The 14,472-nt window shown below is 65.6% G+C and carries 16 protein-coding genes; 7 read left to right on the top strand and 9 right to left on the bottom strand.

What is annotated here, in order from left to right:
- Positions 1–110 precede the first annotated feature (110 nt).
- The gene (locus FFS72_RS22180) at positions 111–1,988 is read left to right on the top strand and encodes a hypothetical protein (RefSeq protein WP_137875969.1); all 1,878 of its coding nucleotides are present in this window, start codon (positions 111–113) and stop codon (positions 1,986–1,988) included.
- An 817-nt stretch (positions 1,989–2,805) separates the two neighbouring features.
- On the opposite strand, the gene FFS72_RS22170 is transcribed toward FFS72_RS22180, so the two are convergent.
- Together FFS72_RS22170 and FFS72_RS26850 are read right to left on the bottom strand one after the other, a co-directional pair.
- Positions 2,806–3,414, bottom strand: coding sequence for a DUF2510 domain-containing protein (locus FFS72_RS22170; protein ID WP_137875968.1), 609 nt, complete (start codon positions 3,412–3,414; stop codon positions 2,806–2,808).
- Between the two features lie 76 nt (positions 3,415–3,490).
- A complete protein-coding gene (locus tag FFS72_RS26850) occupies positions 3,491–3,916 on the bottom strand; it encodes a PASTA domain-containing protein (RefSeq protein ID WP_249353163.1) in 426 nt (141 codons plus the stop codon).
- A 396-nt stretch (positions 3,917–4,312) separates the two neighbouring features.
- Between FFS72_RS26850 and FFS72_RS22160 the strand changes: the two genes are divergently transcribed.
- The 5 genes from FFS72_RS22160 to FFS72_RS26570 all read left to right on the top strand — a co-directional run bounded on the left by FFS72_RS22160 (position 4,313) and on the right by FFS72_RS26570 (position 6,899).
- The gene (locus tag FFS72_RS22160; RefSeq protein WP_137875967.1) at positions 4,313–5,356 is read left to right on the top strand and encodes a GmrSD restriction endonuclease domain-containing protein; all 1,044 of its coding nucleotides are present in this window, start codon (positions 4,313–4,315) and stop codon (positions 5,354–5,356) included.
- A 67-nt stretch (positions 5,357–5,423) separates the two neighbouring features.
- Complete coding sequence (locus tag FFS72_RS22155) at positions 5,424–5,642, top strand: hypothetical protein (protein WP_137875966.1); 219 nt, start codon at positions 5,424–5,426, stop codon at positions 5,640–5,642.
- Positions 5,643–5,744: 102 nt separating this feature from the next.
- Positions 5,745–6,302 (top strand): DUF5067 domain-containing protein, encoded by a 558-nt coding sequence (locus tag FFS72_RS22150; RefSeq protein ID WP_137875965.1) that lies wholly within the window; start codon positions 5,745–5,747, stop codon positions 6,300–6,302.
- Between the two features lie 128 nt (positions 6,303–6,430).
- On the top strand, positions 6,431–6,763 hold the full coding sequence (locus FFS72_RS22145; protein WP_137875964.1) for a hypothetical protein: 333 nt from the start codon (positions 6,431–6,433) through the stop codon (positions 6,761–6,763).
- The gene (locus FFS72_RS26570) at positions 6,744–6,899 is read left to right on the top strand and encodes a hypothetical protein (protein WP_171018785.1); all 156 of its coding nucleotides are present in this window, start codon (positions 6,744–6,746) and stop codon (positions 6,897–6,899) included. Before FFS72_RS22145 ends, FFS72_RS26570 begins: the two co-directional genes overlap by 20 nt.
- Positions 6,900–7,147: 248 nt before the next feature.
- On the opposite strand, the gene FFS72_RS22140 is transcribed toward FFS72_RS26570, so the two are convergent.
- From FFS72_RS22140 to FFS72_RS22120, 5 genes are all read right to left on the bottom strand, one after another.
- A complete protein-coding gene (locus FFS72_RS22140; RefSeq protein WP_137875963.1) occupies positions 7,148–7,504 on the bottom strand; it encodes a hypothetical protein in 357 nt (118 codons plus the stop codon).
- A gap of 370 nt (positions 7,505–7,874) precedes the next feature.
- Positions 7,875–8,630 carry an 8-oxoguanine DNA glycosylase OGG fold protein gene (locus tag FFS72_RS22135; RefSeq protein WP_137875962.1) on the bottom strand — a complete coding sequence of 252 codons (756 nt, stop codon included), beginning with the start codon at positions 8,628–8,630 and terminating at the stop codon, positions 7,875–7,877.
- Between the two features lie 531 nt (positions 8,631–9,161).
- Positions 9,162–9,659: a DUF2510 domain-containing protein gene (locus FFS72_RS22130; RefSeq protein ID WP_137875961.1), complete on the bottom strand. Its 498-nt coding sequence runs from the start codon at positions 9,657–9,659 to the stop codon at positions 9,162–9,164.
- A 175-nt stretch (positions 9,660–9,834) separates the two neighbouring features.
- Positions 9,835–10,323: a GNAT family N-acetyltransferase gene (locus tag FFS72_RS22125; protein WP_137875960.1), complete on the bottom strand. Its 489-nt coding sequence runs from the start codon at positions 10,321–10,323 to the stop codon at positions 9,835–9,837.
- A gap of 740 nt (positions 10,324–11,063) precedes the next feature.
- On the bottom strand, positions 11,064–12,356 hold the full coding sequence (locus tag FFS72_RS22120; protein ID WP_137875959.1) for a hypothetical protein: 1,293 nt from the start codon (positions 12,354–12,356) through the stop codon (positions 11,064–11,066).
- 264 nt (positions 12,357–12,620) lie between these two features.
- Here FFS72_RS22120 and FFS72_RS22115 point away from each other — a divergent pair, with 264 nt between their 5' ends.
- Positions 12,621–12,842, top strand: a complete 222-nt coding sequence (locus FFS72_RS22115; protein ID WP_137876002.1) for an RsmA family anti-sigma factor — start codon at positions 12,621–12,623, stop codon at positions 12,840–12,842.
- Between the two features lie 14 nt (positions 12,843–12,856).
- Here FFS72_RS22115 and FFS72_RS22110 read toward each other — a convergent pair whose 3' ends face one another.
- Complete coding sequence (locus FFS72_RS22110) at positions 12,857–13,171, bottom strand: CD225/dispanin family protein (protein WP_249353460.1); 315 nt, start codon at positions 13,169–13,171, stop codon at positions 12,857–12,859.
- Positions 13,172–13,380: 209 nt separating this feature from the next.
- Positions 13,381–14,472: DUF7373 family lipoprotein (locus FFS72_RS22105; RefSeq protein ID WP_137875957.1), on the bottom strand; the 1,092-nt coding region annotated here is incomplete at its 5' end.

The raw sequence follows: 14,472 nt of genomic DNA, 5'->3' as shown, positions 1-14,472 counted from the left end.
TCGTGGACGACAGGTCTCACGGTACATCGTGCCCCCACGACTCTTCAAGATTTGACGAGGACGGCGGAGAGTCGACACCGGAAGCCGTATGGCGAACCCTCGCCCCCTTGATGGCCGCCCGGCGCTCCATGCGCCTGGCCGCGCCCAGTGACGACGGCAAATTCGCCACCTCACGGGCATTGACGGTGCGCCAGCCCGGTGCGCCGGCCGCAGTGCCCCTCTACAACCGGCACGGTCGTACGGTGTTGCTGGCGTTGGATTTCGACGCGACACATCACGGCGCCGCTCAAGTCGACACCGACGTCGAGCGCGCCCTGGGCTGGCTGCGCGAGTGCGGCGGCCTCGCGGTCACCGACCGGTCGACCAGCGGCGGCCGGCACATCCTCGTACCGCTGGCCACGGACGCACCGCTGCGCGTCGACGATCTCCGCGTCCTGCTGACGCTGCTCGAAGCGCGACTACCCACGTTCGACAAGAACCCGATGCTCGGCGCCTCGCACGGCTGCATCAGCGTCCCCGGATCGCAGTGCCGCGGTGGCGGATTCCGCCAGCTCGACGGCACTCTCGCCGCCGCCGTCGACGCGTTCACTCTGCGATCCGAGCGCGGCGCCGTCGCCCGCATGGTCGCGCTGCTCGGCGGCTCAGGTGCGCTGCAGTCTCGTCGCCGCACCGCGGTCGGGGTCGTGGAGGCCTCATTGGCCTGTGAAGAGCGTCTCGTCGGCATCGGTGACACACGCCGCTTGCACCCGAACTACTGCCTGAGCTCACCCCTTCCTGCCGCCGTAGCCACGTTCGCGCGCACCGGCGACATCGACTACGCCCGCTGGCCAACACCCTCGGAGGCACGGCAGTCCGTGATCTGCCATGCCGTGCTTCGGGGCGCCAGCGCCGCCGACATCGAGGCCGCACTCGGGACGCCCGACTACGCCGGCTTGCGGCAGGCGTACGCCCGGTACAGAGTTCCGAATCGAATCGTCGAATCCCTGTGGCGAGACGTCGCCAAGGCATTGACCTGGGCCGCGAGAGTGGCACCCCAATTCCGCGAACTTACGCACAAGAACAAGCACACAGGGGGTGGGGGGGATCCCGGAACTTTCCATCAGGACTCAGTCCGGCATCGCTGGCTCGCGACCGCGGAAACCTGGATCAACCGTGAATTCCTCGGTTCTCGAAAGCGCCCGATTCTGCTCGCGGTCGTGCAGGCATTGGCCTATACCTCCGCTCTCGCTGGGGAACTTGTCGAGGGTGTGCCTGTGGTGGCGATCGGTGGCCGCAGCCTGTCGCACGCAGCGGGCCTGATGTCCGAGTCCACCGTGTGGGGTGCGCTGCAGGTTCTGCGGGACACCCCCGGGTCACCGGTGCTGCGGGTCGCACGCGGCGTTGGGCAGTTCCCCGACCGGTACGCACTGACCACCCCGGCGGCCGCCGCCGCACCCGACGAGGTGTCGCTCGACCGTGCCCGCGTCGAACCCGTGCACCAGGCCTGGAGTGTGCTGGGGCTGCGCGGCCGCACCGTCTACGACCTGATCCTCCGCGGCGAGGTGACCACCGTGGAATCTGCCTTCGCGGCAACCAAGTTGGGCCAGTCTGCCGGCTACGCGATGCTGGCGGACCTGCGTATCGCCCGGTTGATCACCGTGCACAGGGGCGAGATCGCCATTGGGGAGCGCACGCTGGACGATGTCGCCGAGGCGGCGGGGCTCGAGGTCGTCGCGGCCGAGCGGCGGGCCCGGCACAAGGCCGAGCGTTTGCTCTGGCATGCCTGGCTCGAGGCCCGGTTCGCCACGCCGCCAACCGATCACGAATACGCAGGTCAGCGGGACGCTGCGCCGGCGGTTGTGCCCGCCCACGTCCCCGATGCGTACGAGGCGGAGCAGATGTGGGCTGCAACCATGGCCGCAGGCCCACCCGAGACCGACCCGCTCCTCGAGGCACTCGACCTGCTCAGCGACCAGTTGGGTGCGGTGATCATCGCAGTGGCGATCTGAGCACCACTACTTTCGGGGTGCGCGCAGGACCTCCTGCTCCGGTAGGGAACCCTGTCAGGTGGTTTTCGGTGCATCTGGTTGTGAGTGCAAGACCCAGCCCGCACGGTGATCTAGTGACAACCGGTACTTCGAGTCAGGTCAACACCCTGACCACAATCGCGATGGCCACTGCGAGCTCGACCACACCCAGCATTGTTGCGGCCCAGCCGGTCCAACTGCCCGTCTCGTGTGGCCGGCTGTCGGCTTTCGTACAAGCCGAGAAGCCCGAACACGATTGCCGGAGTCGATAGTCCGACCAGAGCGCAGAACCAGCCCAGCAGCACCGCGGTGTTGGTCCGTTCCGGATGTCACGTCCAAAGTTGCCCGACCAGCTTGTGGCCATTTTCAATTCGCCGTCTGTCGTGCGCAGGAGAGTACTGCCGTATCTGAGCTCTCGATCGGTCTCACGAAACGGCTCTTCCAGCTTCACGAGCAAATCAGCGCACGTTCGATCAGCCAGGTATGGCCAACTATCGGATCAAATCCATATTGAGCGATACGGTGCCCGAAACGTCGAGAGTTCAGCTCGGCCATCGTCGTGATGGCAAGTCGCCGGGCCACGAGTGACGATGCCTGCCACTCACCGTGACCGAGAGCGTGGGAAGCGGGAGCGAGCCGATCGGGTGTCCGGCCAGTCGGCTGCCGCCGCAGGCTGTTCGGGCTCCCGGGCCGACACGAAAGAGCCGCCAGGATGGCTGCCTGGCGGCTCTTTCGTGATGGATTACGCGCGGCTACCCAGGACCGGTGGCCGATCAGTCGTTCACAGGAAGTGCCGTGATCAGCCGACGGCGGGCGGGAACCGACCGTGTGTGCCGCGGGGGTCGCCCTGGGTTTGGAGGCTGTTCTCGTACTCGGCGCGCATCGCCAGCTTCTGAGCCTCTTCGTCGCGGACGGCCTTCTTCTGGAAGAAGAAGTAGCAGCCTCCGCCGATGATGGCCAGCGGGATGAAGAGCCCAAGGAGTGCAGGGGTTTCCGAGATGAGGCCCATGATGAAGAGGGCAACGAAGACTCCGCCGATGACCTTCCAGGTCTTCGGGCTCAGACCCTTGGCAGTCTGCATCACGCCACCGACGGCCACGTTCGAGTTGCCACTGTTGGCAATCGCGACGATCACCCAGACCGGCAGCCACAGGCCCGCCGTCAGGAAGGTCAGCACGAGATGCAGCACATGATTGGTGCGCTTGCCTGTGACGATCACCGGCATGGGGTACGCAGGGGCCGCGTTGACGTGGTTGTTGACGACCACAGTCGGTGTCGCCGGCGCCGGAGCATCCGGGGTGAAGTGATGGGTCCACGTGGCGCCGTCGTGGTAGCGCCGGCCGGGCTGCCCGCTCGGGTCCGGGTACCAGCCTGCGGACGGCGGTGGGGGAGGGATGTACTCGCTCATGGTGTTCGGACTCCTCGAATAGTGACGGGCACCGCGACGAGCACGGTCTGGTCTTGGTGCCGGTGATCGATGCGGATCAGGAGCAGTCGCCCGGTTCACCGATCTTGACGACGGACAGCATGGCGTCGCCCTCGCCGACCGGTACCCCTGCGGCAGGGGACTGCGACACCACGACCCAGTTGCGGTCCATGACCTGCGCGCGGCCAGCGCCGGTCGCGTCGGTGCTCTGCGAGAAGAAGACACCGGCCGCCTGGATGCGGTCCTGCGCCGCCTGCAGGTTCATGCAGGTGACGTCGGGCATGGGCACCATCACCGGAGCCGCCTCGGCCGCCTGTGCGCTGGGGGCGGGCTGTGCGACCGTCTCGGTCTTCGTCTCGGGAGCCGGGGCCGGCACCTCGACTGTGACCGTCTCCGGCGGCGTTGCAGCCTTTTCGTCGGCCCCGCAGGCAGTCAATGCGAGGGCGGACAATGCCAGAGTGGCAGCGACAATGACCTTCTTCATGCTTCGGACTCCTCGATCGATGGTGATGTCACTGAATAGGTTCGGGGGAAGGGTGGCGTGGCCTTCGGGTGCGATGACACGAAGAACCGGTACGGCGTGCCTGGCTTGATGCCGGACTCATGAGCAGCTCGTGAGTCCCCGGCGCCGTGGTAGACGCGGGACGCGGACCTTAGCTGCTCCGCCGTCCGTGCAGTAGCTGTAGCGATGGCTGGCGTCACCACTCAGCGTGTTCTGTGGGAAGGCCGTCGCGGCACCGGCGCGGCGGGTCTATCGCCTGCACCAGTCGGTGCGAGCCGTCCCGCTCGCCTGGGGCGAATCAGCCATCAACATCCTCTTTTCTGTACCCCGCTGCACTGGGTGACTGCACTGTAGAGGGTGCCTATGACAGGCGCGCCGATGTCTGTTGTTCGAACGACAGTGACACCGGCGGCGCGGATACGGTCGAACGGGTGCACTGTGACAGTGCCGCGTAGAGGTTTCCCGGTGGCCTGCAATCCCCACAGCTGCAGTGGGGCAGACGCCAGCCCCGCCTCCGAGGCTGCGGCGGTGTCGCCGACGAGCGCAGTCCGCACAGTCTCGAGCACCATCACGACGCAGTCGACGACCGTCGCAGCTTCGCCGGCGCCGACAACGGTGGCCGCGGCGAGCATTCCGGCTGGCGACACCGCCGCGGCCATCGCTGCCCTCGACGCACTGCCGGTCAAGGGGCGCGCACCGAAGGCCGGCTACTCCCGTGACGCGTTCGGCCCCGCATGGACCGACGACGTCGACGTCGAGTTCGACGGCAACTCCTGCTCCACCCGCGACGACATCCTCGAGCGCGACCTGACCGATGTCGTGTTCAAGGACTCGAAGAACTGCACGGTGCAGTCGGGCACACTGGCCGACCAGTACACTGCCACCACCATCAATTTCGTTCGCGGACAAGAGACTTCGTCCGCAGTGCAGATCGACCACGTGGTCGCCCTGTCGAACAGTTGGCAGACGGGCGCTCAGCAGCTGTCGGACCGTGAGCGACAGTACTTCGCCAACGACCCCCGCAACCTGCAGGCCGTCGACGGTCCCGCCAACCAGCAGAAGGGCGACGGCGACGCCGCGACGTGGCTTCCGTCGAACAAGGCGTACCGGTGTACCTACGTCACGCGACAGGTCGAGGTGAAGTCCGCGTACCGGCTGTGGGTGACTCAGGCTGAGAAGGACGCCATCGCAGGTGTTCTGGCGAACTGCGCCGCGGCCCCGGCGCCTGCCCCGGCGCCCGTTGACACTCCCGCACCCGCACCCGCACCCGCACCCGCACCCGCACCGGCACCGGCACCGGCGAGCGTGTCGTATGCGAACTGCTCAGCCGTGCGGGCCGCCGGCGCGGCACCGATCTACGCTGGCCAACCCGGATACAGCTCGAAGCTCGATCGCGACGGCGACGGTGTGGCCTGCGAGTGACCCGGTGCTCACTCACCCGTGCGGCGGACAGGCAGCGGTCCGTATTGTCGGGCTTTAGCGTGTGGGCATGACGACCCGCGCATCGAGATACCTGCTCCAGGCACAGACTTTCGTGTCCGACGACGACGCCGCCGACCTCGAGTCCGCGCTGGCAGCAGCGAGGGAGTGCGAAGCTGCGGGGAAGCCGTACTCGGCGAATGTGCGCGCGATGGTGCGCGTCGCGTGGGGACTGCTCGAGATCGATGCCCCGGAGGTCGCGGCGGAGTACGGTCCGCCCGACATCTGAGCCATGTTGGCGGCGGTTTCGCGAGTCTGTACCCGTCAAACCTCTACACGCCCCTTTGGATACGGTTCTGCTCGTTGCTCGACATTCACCAAGGGACACCACATGCACCGCACCAGCACGCTCTCTCTCACCATTGCGACCGTCTGTATCGCTGCCACAGCTCTGGTCGGCTGCAGCACGTCAGGATCGGCTGAACCGGCGGCGGGCTCGCCGGTCGCCGTCGACGCGCCGGCCGCTGCTCCTGCTGAGCCGTCGTTCGAGGACAACGTCCTCACGACGAAGGATGTCCGCATCACGATCACGGACGTGAAGACGATCCAGGTCGGTGAGGAGGGCAACGAGTACGGCAAGAAGCCCGTCATCGCATTCTGGTACGACACGACGAGCGTCTCCGGCAAGGAGACGAATCCGGGGACGGCGTGGATTTTCCTCTTCCAGGCGTATCAAGACAACGACCCCAACGCCGAGAACAAGCTCAGCGTCGGCTCACTGCCGGACCCTGCGTTCCTCGACTCTCAGATGAACAACATCAAGAAGGGCGGCACTGTCCCTCACGCGATCGCGTACGAGCTGTCCGACACGACAACCCCCGTGGCGCTGGTCGCCTCCACGAACTTCGGTCAGGACGAGATCGGCTCGATGACATTCGAGCTCAAGTAGCCGGGACTGATTGCCGGGCGGCTCTCGTGCAAGCGATCCATCGGACGCCGCGACACCAGCATCAGTCACCGCCGGTGGCGATGCGTGAGTCTAAGTGGCGTGTCGGGCGTGCGTGGTCTGCTGGATCCGTGACCGACAACTACACCGGGGATGACGAACTGTGGCTGTGGATGACCCGAAGGGAGCTCCGGGCTCTGAACGACGCTGATCGGCAGCGGGCGCTGGCGGCCATGAACAGTCGGATCAAGGAGGCGCTTGACTCCGATGAGCCCTTCACCGGCTCGGCCAGGGGTACGACCGCAGAACAGCTCGCGCAGGTGAAGCGAGCACAGCAGCTGAGAGCCGAACGGATGTCACGGCCGCCGTACACCGAAGCCGACAGCACGACCGGCCCCGTCGTGACGAGCGCAGAGTTCCGACACAGGCAGGAGGTGGCCAACGATGGACGAGGGTGGATCTGAAGACCGGCGTCTGACGATGGATCTGGTGGCGCTGTACGACATCACACGCGAGTACGCCGTCGACCTCGAGTACGTGCTCGCAGAACTGATGGATGCAGCGGACACCGCGGTGGCCAGGGAACTGTACGAGGGATGATGGCGCGAGGTCCGCGCCGCACGGCGCAGCCTCCCACTCGGTACGGATGCCACCGCCCGTCGGGGACTGGTCGCCGCCCAGGACCTGTGGCGCGACGAGCTGGCGACACTGCGGGCGCCGGCGTTACCACCCGGCACACCTGAGTAGCTCTGGGTAGGCAGTTCCTCAGGCCGACAGGCTTACAACGCTCAGTGGTGTACTTGCTCTGTATCGATCGCGACCCTTCCTCATCGTCGTCGATTCCAGAGTCAGTTGGGGTCCAGTTCGGGACACAGATGGGTGGTCGCGGCTTCGAACACCCGCGGTAACAGCAATACGGCCGCTTCATCCGTGACGGACGGGGACGGGTACTCCGACTGCTTGGACTCGTACCGCGGGGCGACGTCCGGTTGCCCACCGAACAGGGCTGACGATTCACATGCTTTGTATCCGACATAGAGCCAGTTGTCGTCGTTCATGCTGGTAGAGGTCCAACCCAGTTCGGCGACGGTCCAGGCTTCGACTGGTGGAATTGTCGACAGGAACGCTTCTTCCGCTGTCGGGTCGTCGGACGAGCAACCCGTGATCCCCAGAACCGTAATCGCTATAATCCCAACAGCTTTCATGTCGCTATCCCCTTCCAACCGGCACGTGCCGAATCAATGCTCCCTCTGTCGGCGGCGAGCGTTGCGATGGGGGACGTGAAGGCGAGTAGGCGCGCGGTGATCAGCACTGATTTGTTGGGGCGACGGCGCCGAGCCTCCGCTGTAGGCGCCTGGTGTCGGTCAGGGTGTCCAGCAAGGGCCGGCAACTCAGCAGGACTCGTCCGATCCGGCCGGAGCGTCGGTTGCTCCACACGGTGTCGTTCCATTCCAGTTTCATTGGTTGCTCCTGCACCTTGGAGTGTCATGCGTATGAGGTGTGTCGCGTGCCCTGCGGTCTGTCGTTACATCGATGGGTCGCAGACTGGCCCCCTCTCTGCGGGCTTCTCGCTGGTCAGGCGGTGTGGTTGTCGCGGAGCTTGTCGGCGGCCGCGACCCGCTCGCGCCAGGTGTGGGTGAGCCACATTTCGACGAGTTCGGCGGTGGTGCCCGCCTGCCGCGCCCAGTGGTGGAGCAGGTGGGTGTAGCGGGCGACGGAGAACCCGGGCACTGAGGGGTTCTCGAGCCAGCCGTGACGGATCAGGCTCGACACGGCCTGCTGGTCGAGGAGCTGTGGCCGGTCGGCGTCGTCGGTGTGGACGGCCCAGCAGTACAGCGACAGCAGCGTCGGCCCCACACCGGGCGCTTTCGGCCACCCGGACCATTCCCGGAACGGGCCGGCGTCGATCAGTGCGGGGGATCGCTCGCACGCGGCGAACGCCGCGGAGATCACCGAGAACGGCTGCTGCGGAGTGGTCCAGTTGCGGACGTCGACGAAACGGCGGACCCGGCCACGGTGCGGGTGGGCGTAGAGCCAGGCCGCGCACAGGTAGAGCGCGGTCAGGTCCCACCAGCTGTCGCCGAATTCGAGCGTGCAGGTGGAGCGTTGGAGGTCGCCGCGCCGCAGGAAGGCGATACCGGTGTCGACCTGCTGGCCGTCGGGGCCGCGGCCGGCGAGCCGGACGGGGATCTTGTGGCAGTCCAGGCGGGTGTTCCACCAGTCGAGGTCGATCGCGACCATGTCGTCGAGAACCGCGAGTTCCGGTGGCTGCGAGGCGCACCAGCGGACGCAGTCGCCGGGGACGGTCAACGACGCGTCACGGGGATCCATGCGGGCATCTTGACGGCATGCGCCGACACGGTACGGACGGCGACGACCGGCAGAGCCTGTGACCGACTCGGCAGCAGTACCTGGACCGACTGGAGTTGATCGTGATCAGAGCCGATTCCACCAGTCGACGAAGATGTTCCACTCAAGAATCCCTGGCCACACGCCCTGCTCCAGCGGGTTCGCATAGAACAAGTCCGGTAGTAGTCCAATCACTACAGCCCCCTACGGACTGGTTTCGGTGGGACGTGTCATCTTACCTGGTCAAGGCGCCAAAATGCCCCGTGCCCGAAGCGGCGCAGGCAGGTCCCAACACCAGACGGCCCCTGGCCGGGGAGGCTGCGTCTGCGCGTGGACGCCATTCCCGCCCGATCGGCAGGGCCGACCGCCGCGCCCATTTCCGTCCTGACTGGCCGCTAGGGTGCACCCGACCTGGACGAGCCCGCGCAGATTAGGGGGACCACTTCGGCGAGGAGGGTCTCAGTTCGACACTTCTTGAACAGTGAAGCCGAAGCTGGTCAGTGGAAGCAATGCTCAAGCGTCCGGACAGAGGTGCTTGTGCGCGGCCACGGTCTGCTCCAGGTACCAGGCCTGCCCATTCACCGGGTTTATCTTGTAGTCCTTCGGATCTCGGACCCACATCGTGTGCGCCGCGGTCTCGTCCGTGTGCCCAGCTCGAATCAGCGCGCAGGACTCGTACCCGAACTCGATGAACGGCCTTTTCGGGAGCAGCACGTCCCACTTGGACGTGAACAGCTCGGCGACGTACGCGTCCTCGTCTGGGGGCGGGGGCGGCGGATCATCCTCGCCGCCGATCACGCCGGCCAGTGTGATGCCGAGAGCGACGACCACGGCCAAAGCAAACCCGACACGCCCCATGGTGTCGGACTTCTTTGCGGTCGCCGGTTGTCCATCGCCTGATGTGGATGCGCCTACCGGGATATACCTCTCGGTCCACGCATTGCCGTCGAAAAAGCGTTGCCGGCTCGGATCAGATGGATCTGGATACCAACCCTCACGTGGCTGCGCCATGGAACCCTGCCTCTGTTTAGCTTCACTATCGACAGGCGCAGCATAGTAAGAGCGTCCGCCAAGGAGGGTGCGCGGTACCAGCGAGCACGGATACCGGCAGGCGTCGCGCCGGCAATTGAACCGTCTCGAGACGGGGAGGCTGGCAATCACTGGGCTGACCAGAGAATCGTCCGCCTCAGCGGTCGTCAAAAAGGTCACCGCAGCCAGGCCAGTGAGGGTCGGCAAATAACGCGGGGCGCAGGGTGGCTTGAAAGCGCTCCACCCCGGGATACCGCTCACCGAGCGATTTGATGCTGAATCCGATCGACCGATAGAACCCGAATGCTTCTCGATCTGTCTGAGCTTCGATCGGACCCCCGGGATACTGGGCTTCAACCCACTGAATCATCTCGGCACCCACGCAGTTCCGGCGCCAATGACGATTGGTGGCGATGTGGAGAAGCTCGGTTCTGCCGTAGGTGTCCCGATAGTCGGTGTGCTGGTAGCCAATGACACCGACAAGTCCGCCTTCCATGAATGCTGCCGCCAGCTTGGCAGGGCCGACGAGGTAGCGCTTGCGGACACCGTCAAGCCGCTCGGGATCTGATCCACCCACGGCGAGGTCGAGAAGGTCGAGAACACCGCGGACGTCAACGCTCGTCGGCTCGACCACCAATGTCGTCATGGCAGGCGACGCTAACAGCGACAACGTCCCTCTTGTGGATCGTCAGGCAGAAGAAAAAAGAGTGCTGAGGTGGCCTTTTGCCGGAGACGCTGCGGGAACTGAAATTCTCGTCGCCAATCGCGCACAAACCATGAGTGACAAGGGGGTCGAGTGGCGAGGGCGGGTTCACGTCGCGATTCACTGACGAGATGCGGAGCGAATTAGCAGGATCGCCCACCTTGATTAGTAGACGCAAACCTGCCAGAAACCAGTCGTGAGCTGCAGGAATATGTCAGATTGGCCAAGTGGCGGTCCCAGTTCTTGAGAGATTCGCTGGCAACTTCGGTCGTCGCCGAGACGTGGCGCGGACACCGCGGGGATCCTGGTTTCGCCGCTGCCGCTTCCTCGTACGGACAGTAGGTAGAGGCCAACGATTCGTTCGCGAGCTGAGGTGTCTCATATCTAGGGCTGGCGTCGGGAAGTCTGGGGCACCCATGGGGTGAGAAGGTTCCCTATGAGGGGGAGGTTCAGATCCGGATCGGGGAGTACGCAGCAGGAGCGGATATAAGATGCCCCGGCGCGTCCGCGGGGATGCGTCGGGGCATCTTGTGGCGCTGGCGGTCCGGGGGAGTCCAGCTGCCGCACGCCGGGATCCGGGGGATGGCCCGACGCGAGTTCGCACGTGCACGCCAAGCGTAGCGGCACAGCATTTTTGGTACAGGCTGGAGTGACGTTCACCGGTTCCCACAGCTGGCGGTGGCTCAGTTCTGCGTGAAGTTGCCGTTGTCGTGCAGGATCCAGCCGTTCACCTCGCGGACCGGCATGGCATTCACGGGACCACCCTCGGCGTTCGTGTGGGCGTCGATAGTGAACAACGTCGAGTTCTTCACGTAGGTCTGCGAATCGTAGATCCCGACCAGGGAGGCATTGACATCGGACAGGGTGTCCTGCGAGATCCTGTTGACGATGGCGCCCGACTCCCGGTCGAGGACCAGCCATCCGGTCTCACCGCCCGTGCGTTCCACATTGCCGTCGGCCTTGATCCAGATGATCGTCAATGGACTGCGGGGGTCGACAAAGTAGTTCCGCGACCGGTCGATCATCTCCGACGGGAGGGGAGCGAACACCTCACCGGTCTTGACGTCGAGGTTGGTGGTGATGTTGTAGAGCCGTTCAGGCTGGGACATCGCCATGTCCACGTAATCACCTCGCCGAATCACCTGGATGAACGGCAGACCGGGATCTGCGTACACCACGTCTTTGGTGCACTGTTCGCCGTCCGGGCGCCCGCGTACCTCGGTGACGTTCTTCGACCATGTGGGCTCACCGGTCTTGACGTTCAGTACGTGCAGGCTACGCGCGAGGGTGTCGCCGGGCTTGCCGCAGTCCGTGGTGATGCCGTAGGCGGGCAGGATTCCCCGATCGATGACGGCGACCGGGTTGGAGGTGAGCATGTTGGTCTTCTGCCACAACGCCTTCCCGGTGGTCGGGTCGATCGCCGCCATCGTGGTCAGGCCCTCGTCCTGGCGGTACTGCACCTGCTCGGCATCGGTCAACGTCGCGACGAACAGCCCGTTCTTCGTGTCGGGAAGGACAGCGTCCATCTGAGCTTTCGGGAGGTCGATCTGGGTGGTCAGTTTCCGTGCAGCCAGATCGAACACCGCCACGATCGTGCCGCTCGACTCGGCGGTGAGGCCGCGGCTGGGAACCTCGTAGGGGACCAGATATGCCCGCAGCCATGTGCCGTCGACCTCGAGGGTGGCGGATACGACGTCCGCAGGATTGGGTGGGGCAATCACCTTGGCGTGTTCCGGCAACGCGACACCCTTGACGTCGCGCGCCGACATCGACCCGACACCCGGTACGCAGTCCTTGCGTTCGTTGAACCCCACGCGCCCGTAGCAGGCCATCATCGGGTCGTCCGCGATCGACGGCTCGCTGCCCACATGGGCGCTCGGGTCGGCCGCGTCGGCGGTGCTGGTGTCCGTGTCGGACCCGCAGCCGGCCAGCAGCAGTGCGGCGATCAGTGTTGGCGCAAGCAGAGCTCTACTCACGAGTACCCCCTCGTTGTGCGAATCCCCCACGGCCCTGCAGTCGGGCCGAACAACCGATCCCGACCCTCCACAGGTCGCATGGGACCTGCGTCAAGTCGGGTGCGTCGCACCGGAGCCCGCTGCGAAGCAACCAGGACAGTAACGCGGGGCCCCACCACGGGGTGCACCGCGGTGCGGTCAGTGGGTCTGGACCGCGGTGCGTCCGGGACGAGGTGGGCGAACGCCGAGGCCGGGAAGTCGCCGATGATCCGGGATGATGTCGGTATGGGATCGGAATCGGAGAGCCACGCGACGAGCACGCCGCCAGACGGTCCACCCTGGCCACCAGAGTTCCTGGCTGATCTGCACGCGGGGCTGTATCCGGACGATCCCGAACTGCTGGGACGGGTCTACGCGGACCCGGACGCAGTTCTCTACTTGGAGAAGTTGGAGCAGGTCGCCGACGAGTTGCGTCGGCTGGGGCGATCCCTGCGTGGGGAAGACTGATCGCAGTCGATCGGTCAGTAGCGAGATGCCGAGGAAATTGCGAGCGCGATGACCACCCCGTAGAACACGACGACCAGGATGAAGGCGACGACCCAGAGGAGCAGTGACCACTTGCCGAGCGACCTGGCACGGTCGGAGGCGTACTGCGCTCCGGCATAGTCGCCGGTGGCCCACAACGGGTAGACACGGGACGAGTGGTTGAAGGCTGCGAACGCGAGCGGCCAGAAGAAGATCAGTGCGGCGGCAGCCCACCCGGCGTGCGTTGCAGGCAACGGCGGGGCCACGGCGGCGGGCGCGGATGCGTAGGCGTAGCTGGTGGGCTGGTGCACGGGTATCGAATCTCCCTGCGGCTGAGTGTGTATCGCCTTGTTGTGCGGTCACATATTGGATGCGCCGGGCAGCGGAAAGGTTCCCGGATTCAAGAGAACGAGTTGAACGATCTGCGGCCGCGAACGAACCGCGTCCGTGAAACGGCCTGTGGCCCCCGCGAATCGCGGGGGCCACAGGGTAGGCAGCGAGCAGCACGTGCCGTTGTCGGCTAGTCGGCGTTCTGGTCCGCCTTGGTCAGGATCAGGTACTGCGCGGAGATCTGCTGGTCGACATCGGTCTTGTTGTCGAGGCCGGATGCTTCGCCGACGTAGCGGCCGTTGGCGACCATGCACAGGTCCGCGGTCCCGTGGATGGTGTCCTTGGTGAAGCACCGGGCGGTCGGCAGTCCGGGCGGGGTGGGAGCGACGGTGTATCCCTGGGAAGTGAGGTCGTTGGAGAACTCCTCGACGATCTGCTGGGCGCCCTCCTCGTCGGTTGCCCGGTACACGATGGTCTTGCCGACAGCGTTGTGCTCGGACCCGGTTTCGGTGAGCACCCGCTGGGTCACCGGCGGGTTCGTCGAGCGGTGCGACATGCCGCGGGGCCCGTACACGGCCTGGTCGTCACCGAGCTTGGCCTGGTCGTCCGCCTCGGGGATCGCGTAGATCAGGATCTTGTTCTGATCGATCATCGGGAACTCCGCGGACGTGCCGCCGTTCTGTTCCTTTGTGGGCTGGGCGGGGAACTTGTCGATCAACGGTGACTGCAGGCTCACGGCCTTCGCGATGGCCTGCGCGGTCCAGTCCTTCTGCGCGGCGGGTGCCTTCGCCCACGTGTAGAGCAGGTAGTCGCCGTGCGGGGTGAAGGCGTTGACCGACACCTCGGGTCCGGCGTCGAAGCTGTTCTCACGGGTGGAGACGAGCGTGTTGGGGAGGACGTCGATCGTCTCGGCGTTCCCGAGCCCGGCGCCGTCGTCGACGGTGGTGATCTGTGTGTGGATCTCGCGGGCCGCCTTGGCGGCCAGCTCGGCGTTGGGGAACCGCATCACCGCGTTGACCACGGACCGGGAGGGGTCGGTGGCCTTGGGGGTGTTGGTGGCGGCGGTGGTGACGTAGCCGTAGAGCATGTTGTTGTTGTAGACGATGTCGCCGGCTCCGTTGCCGATGACGACACCGACGTTCTTGCCGCTGCGCATCACCATCGTCGGCATCTTCCCCGTCACGAGTACGGGGTCGATCTCGAACGGGGCGACGGTGAATTCGGCGAGCCGCTGGCCTTCGACCTCGACGATGTTCTCGGGTGTGGCGCGGGGGTATTCGGG

The organism is Rhodococcus sp. Q, from assembly GCF_005503035.1.
Lineage (GTDB): Bacteria > Actinomycetota > Actinomycetes > Mycobacteriales > Mycobacteriaceae > Rhodococcus_G.
This window is presented reverse-complemented; position numbering and strand designations above follow the sequence as displayed.

What these genes read in the sequence shown, in the direction of transcription:
- FFS72_RS22180 (WP_137875969.1), top strand. Translation starts at nt 111, where the DNA reads ATGGCCGCCCGGCGCTCCATGCGCCTGGCCGCGCCCAGTGACGACGGC.
- FFS72_RS22170 (WP_137875968.1), bottom strand. Translation starts at nt 3,414, where the DNA reads ATGAGCGAGTACATCCCTCCCCCACCGCCGTCCGCAGGCTGGTACCCG.
- FFS72_RS26850 (WP_249353163.1), bottom strand. Translation starts at nt 3,916, where the DNA reads ATGAAGAAGGTCATTGTCGCTGCCACTCTGGCATTGTCCGCCCTCGCA.
- FFS72_RS22160 (WP_137875967.1), top strand. Translation starts at nt 4,313, where the DNA reads ATGTCTGTTGTTCGAACGACAGTGACACCGGCGGCGCGGATACGGTCG.
- FFS72_RS22155 (WP_137875966.1), top strand. Translation starts at nt 5,424, where the DNA reads ATGACGACCCGCGCATCGAGATACCTGCTCCAGGCACAGACTTTCGTG.
- FFS72_RS22150 (WP_137875965.1), top strand. Translation starts at nt 5,745, where the DNA reads ATGCACCGCACCAGCACGCTCTCTCTCACCATTGCGACCGTCTGTATC.
- FFS72_RS26570 (WP_171018785.1), top strand. Translation starts at nt 6,744, where the DNA reads ATGGACGAGGGTGGATCTGAAGACCGGCGTCTGACGATGGATCTGGTG.
- FFS72_RS22140 (WP_137875963.1), bottom strand. Translation starts at nt 7,504, where the DNA reads ATGAAAGCTGTTGGGATTATAGCGATTACGGTTCTGGGGATCACGGGT.
- FFS72_RS22135 (WP_137875962.1), bottom strand. Translation starts at nt 8,630, where the DNA reads ATGGATCCCCGTGACGCGTCGTTGACCGTCCCCGGCGACTGCGTCCGC.
- FFS72_RS22130 (WP_137875961.1), bottom strand. Translation starts at nt 9,659, where the DNA reads ATGGCGCAGCCACGTGAGGGTTGGTATCCAGATCCATCTGATCCGAGC.
- FFS72_RS22125 (WP_137875960.1), bottom strand. Translation starts at nt 10,323, where the DNA reads ATGACGACATTGGTGGTCGAGCCGACGAGCGTTGACGTCCGCGGTGTT.
- FFS72_RS22115 (WP_137876002.1), top strand. Translation starts at nt 12,621, where the DNA reads ATGGGATCGGAATCGGAGAGCCACGCGACGAGCACGCCGCCAGACGGT.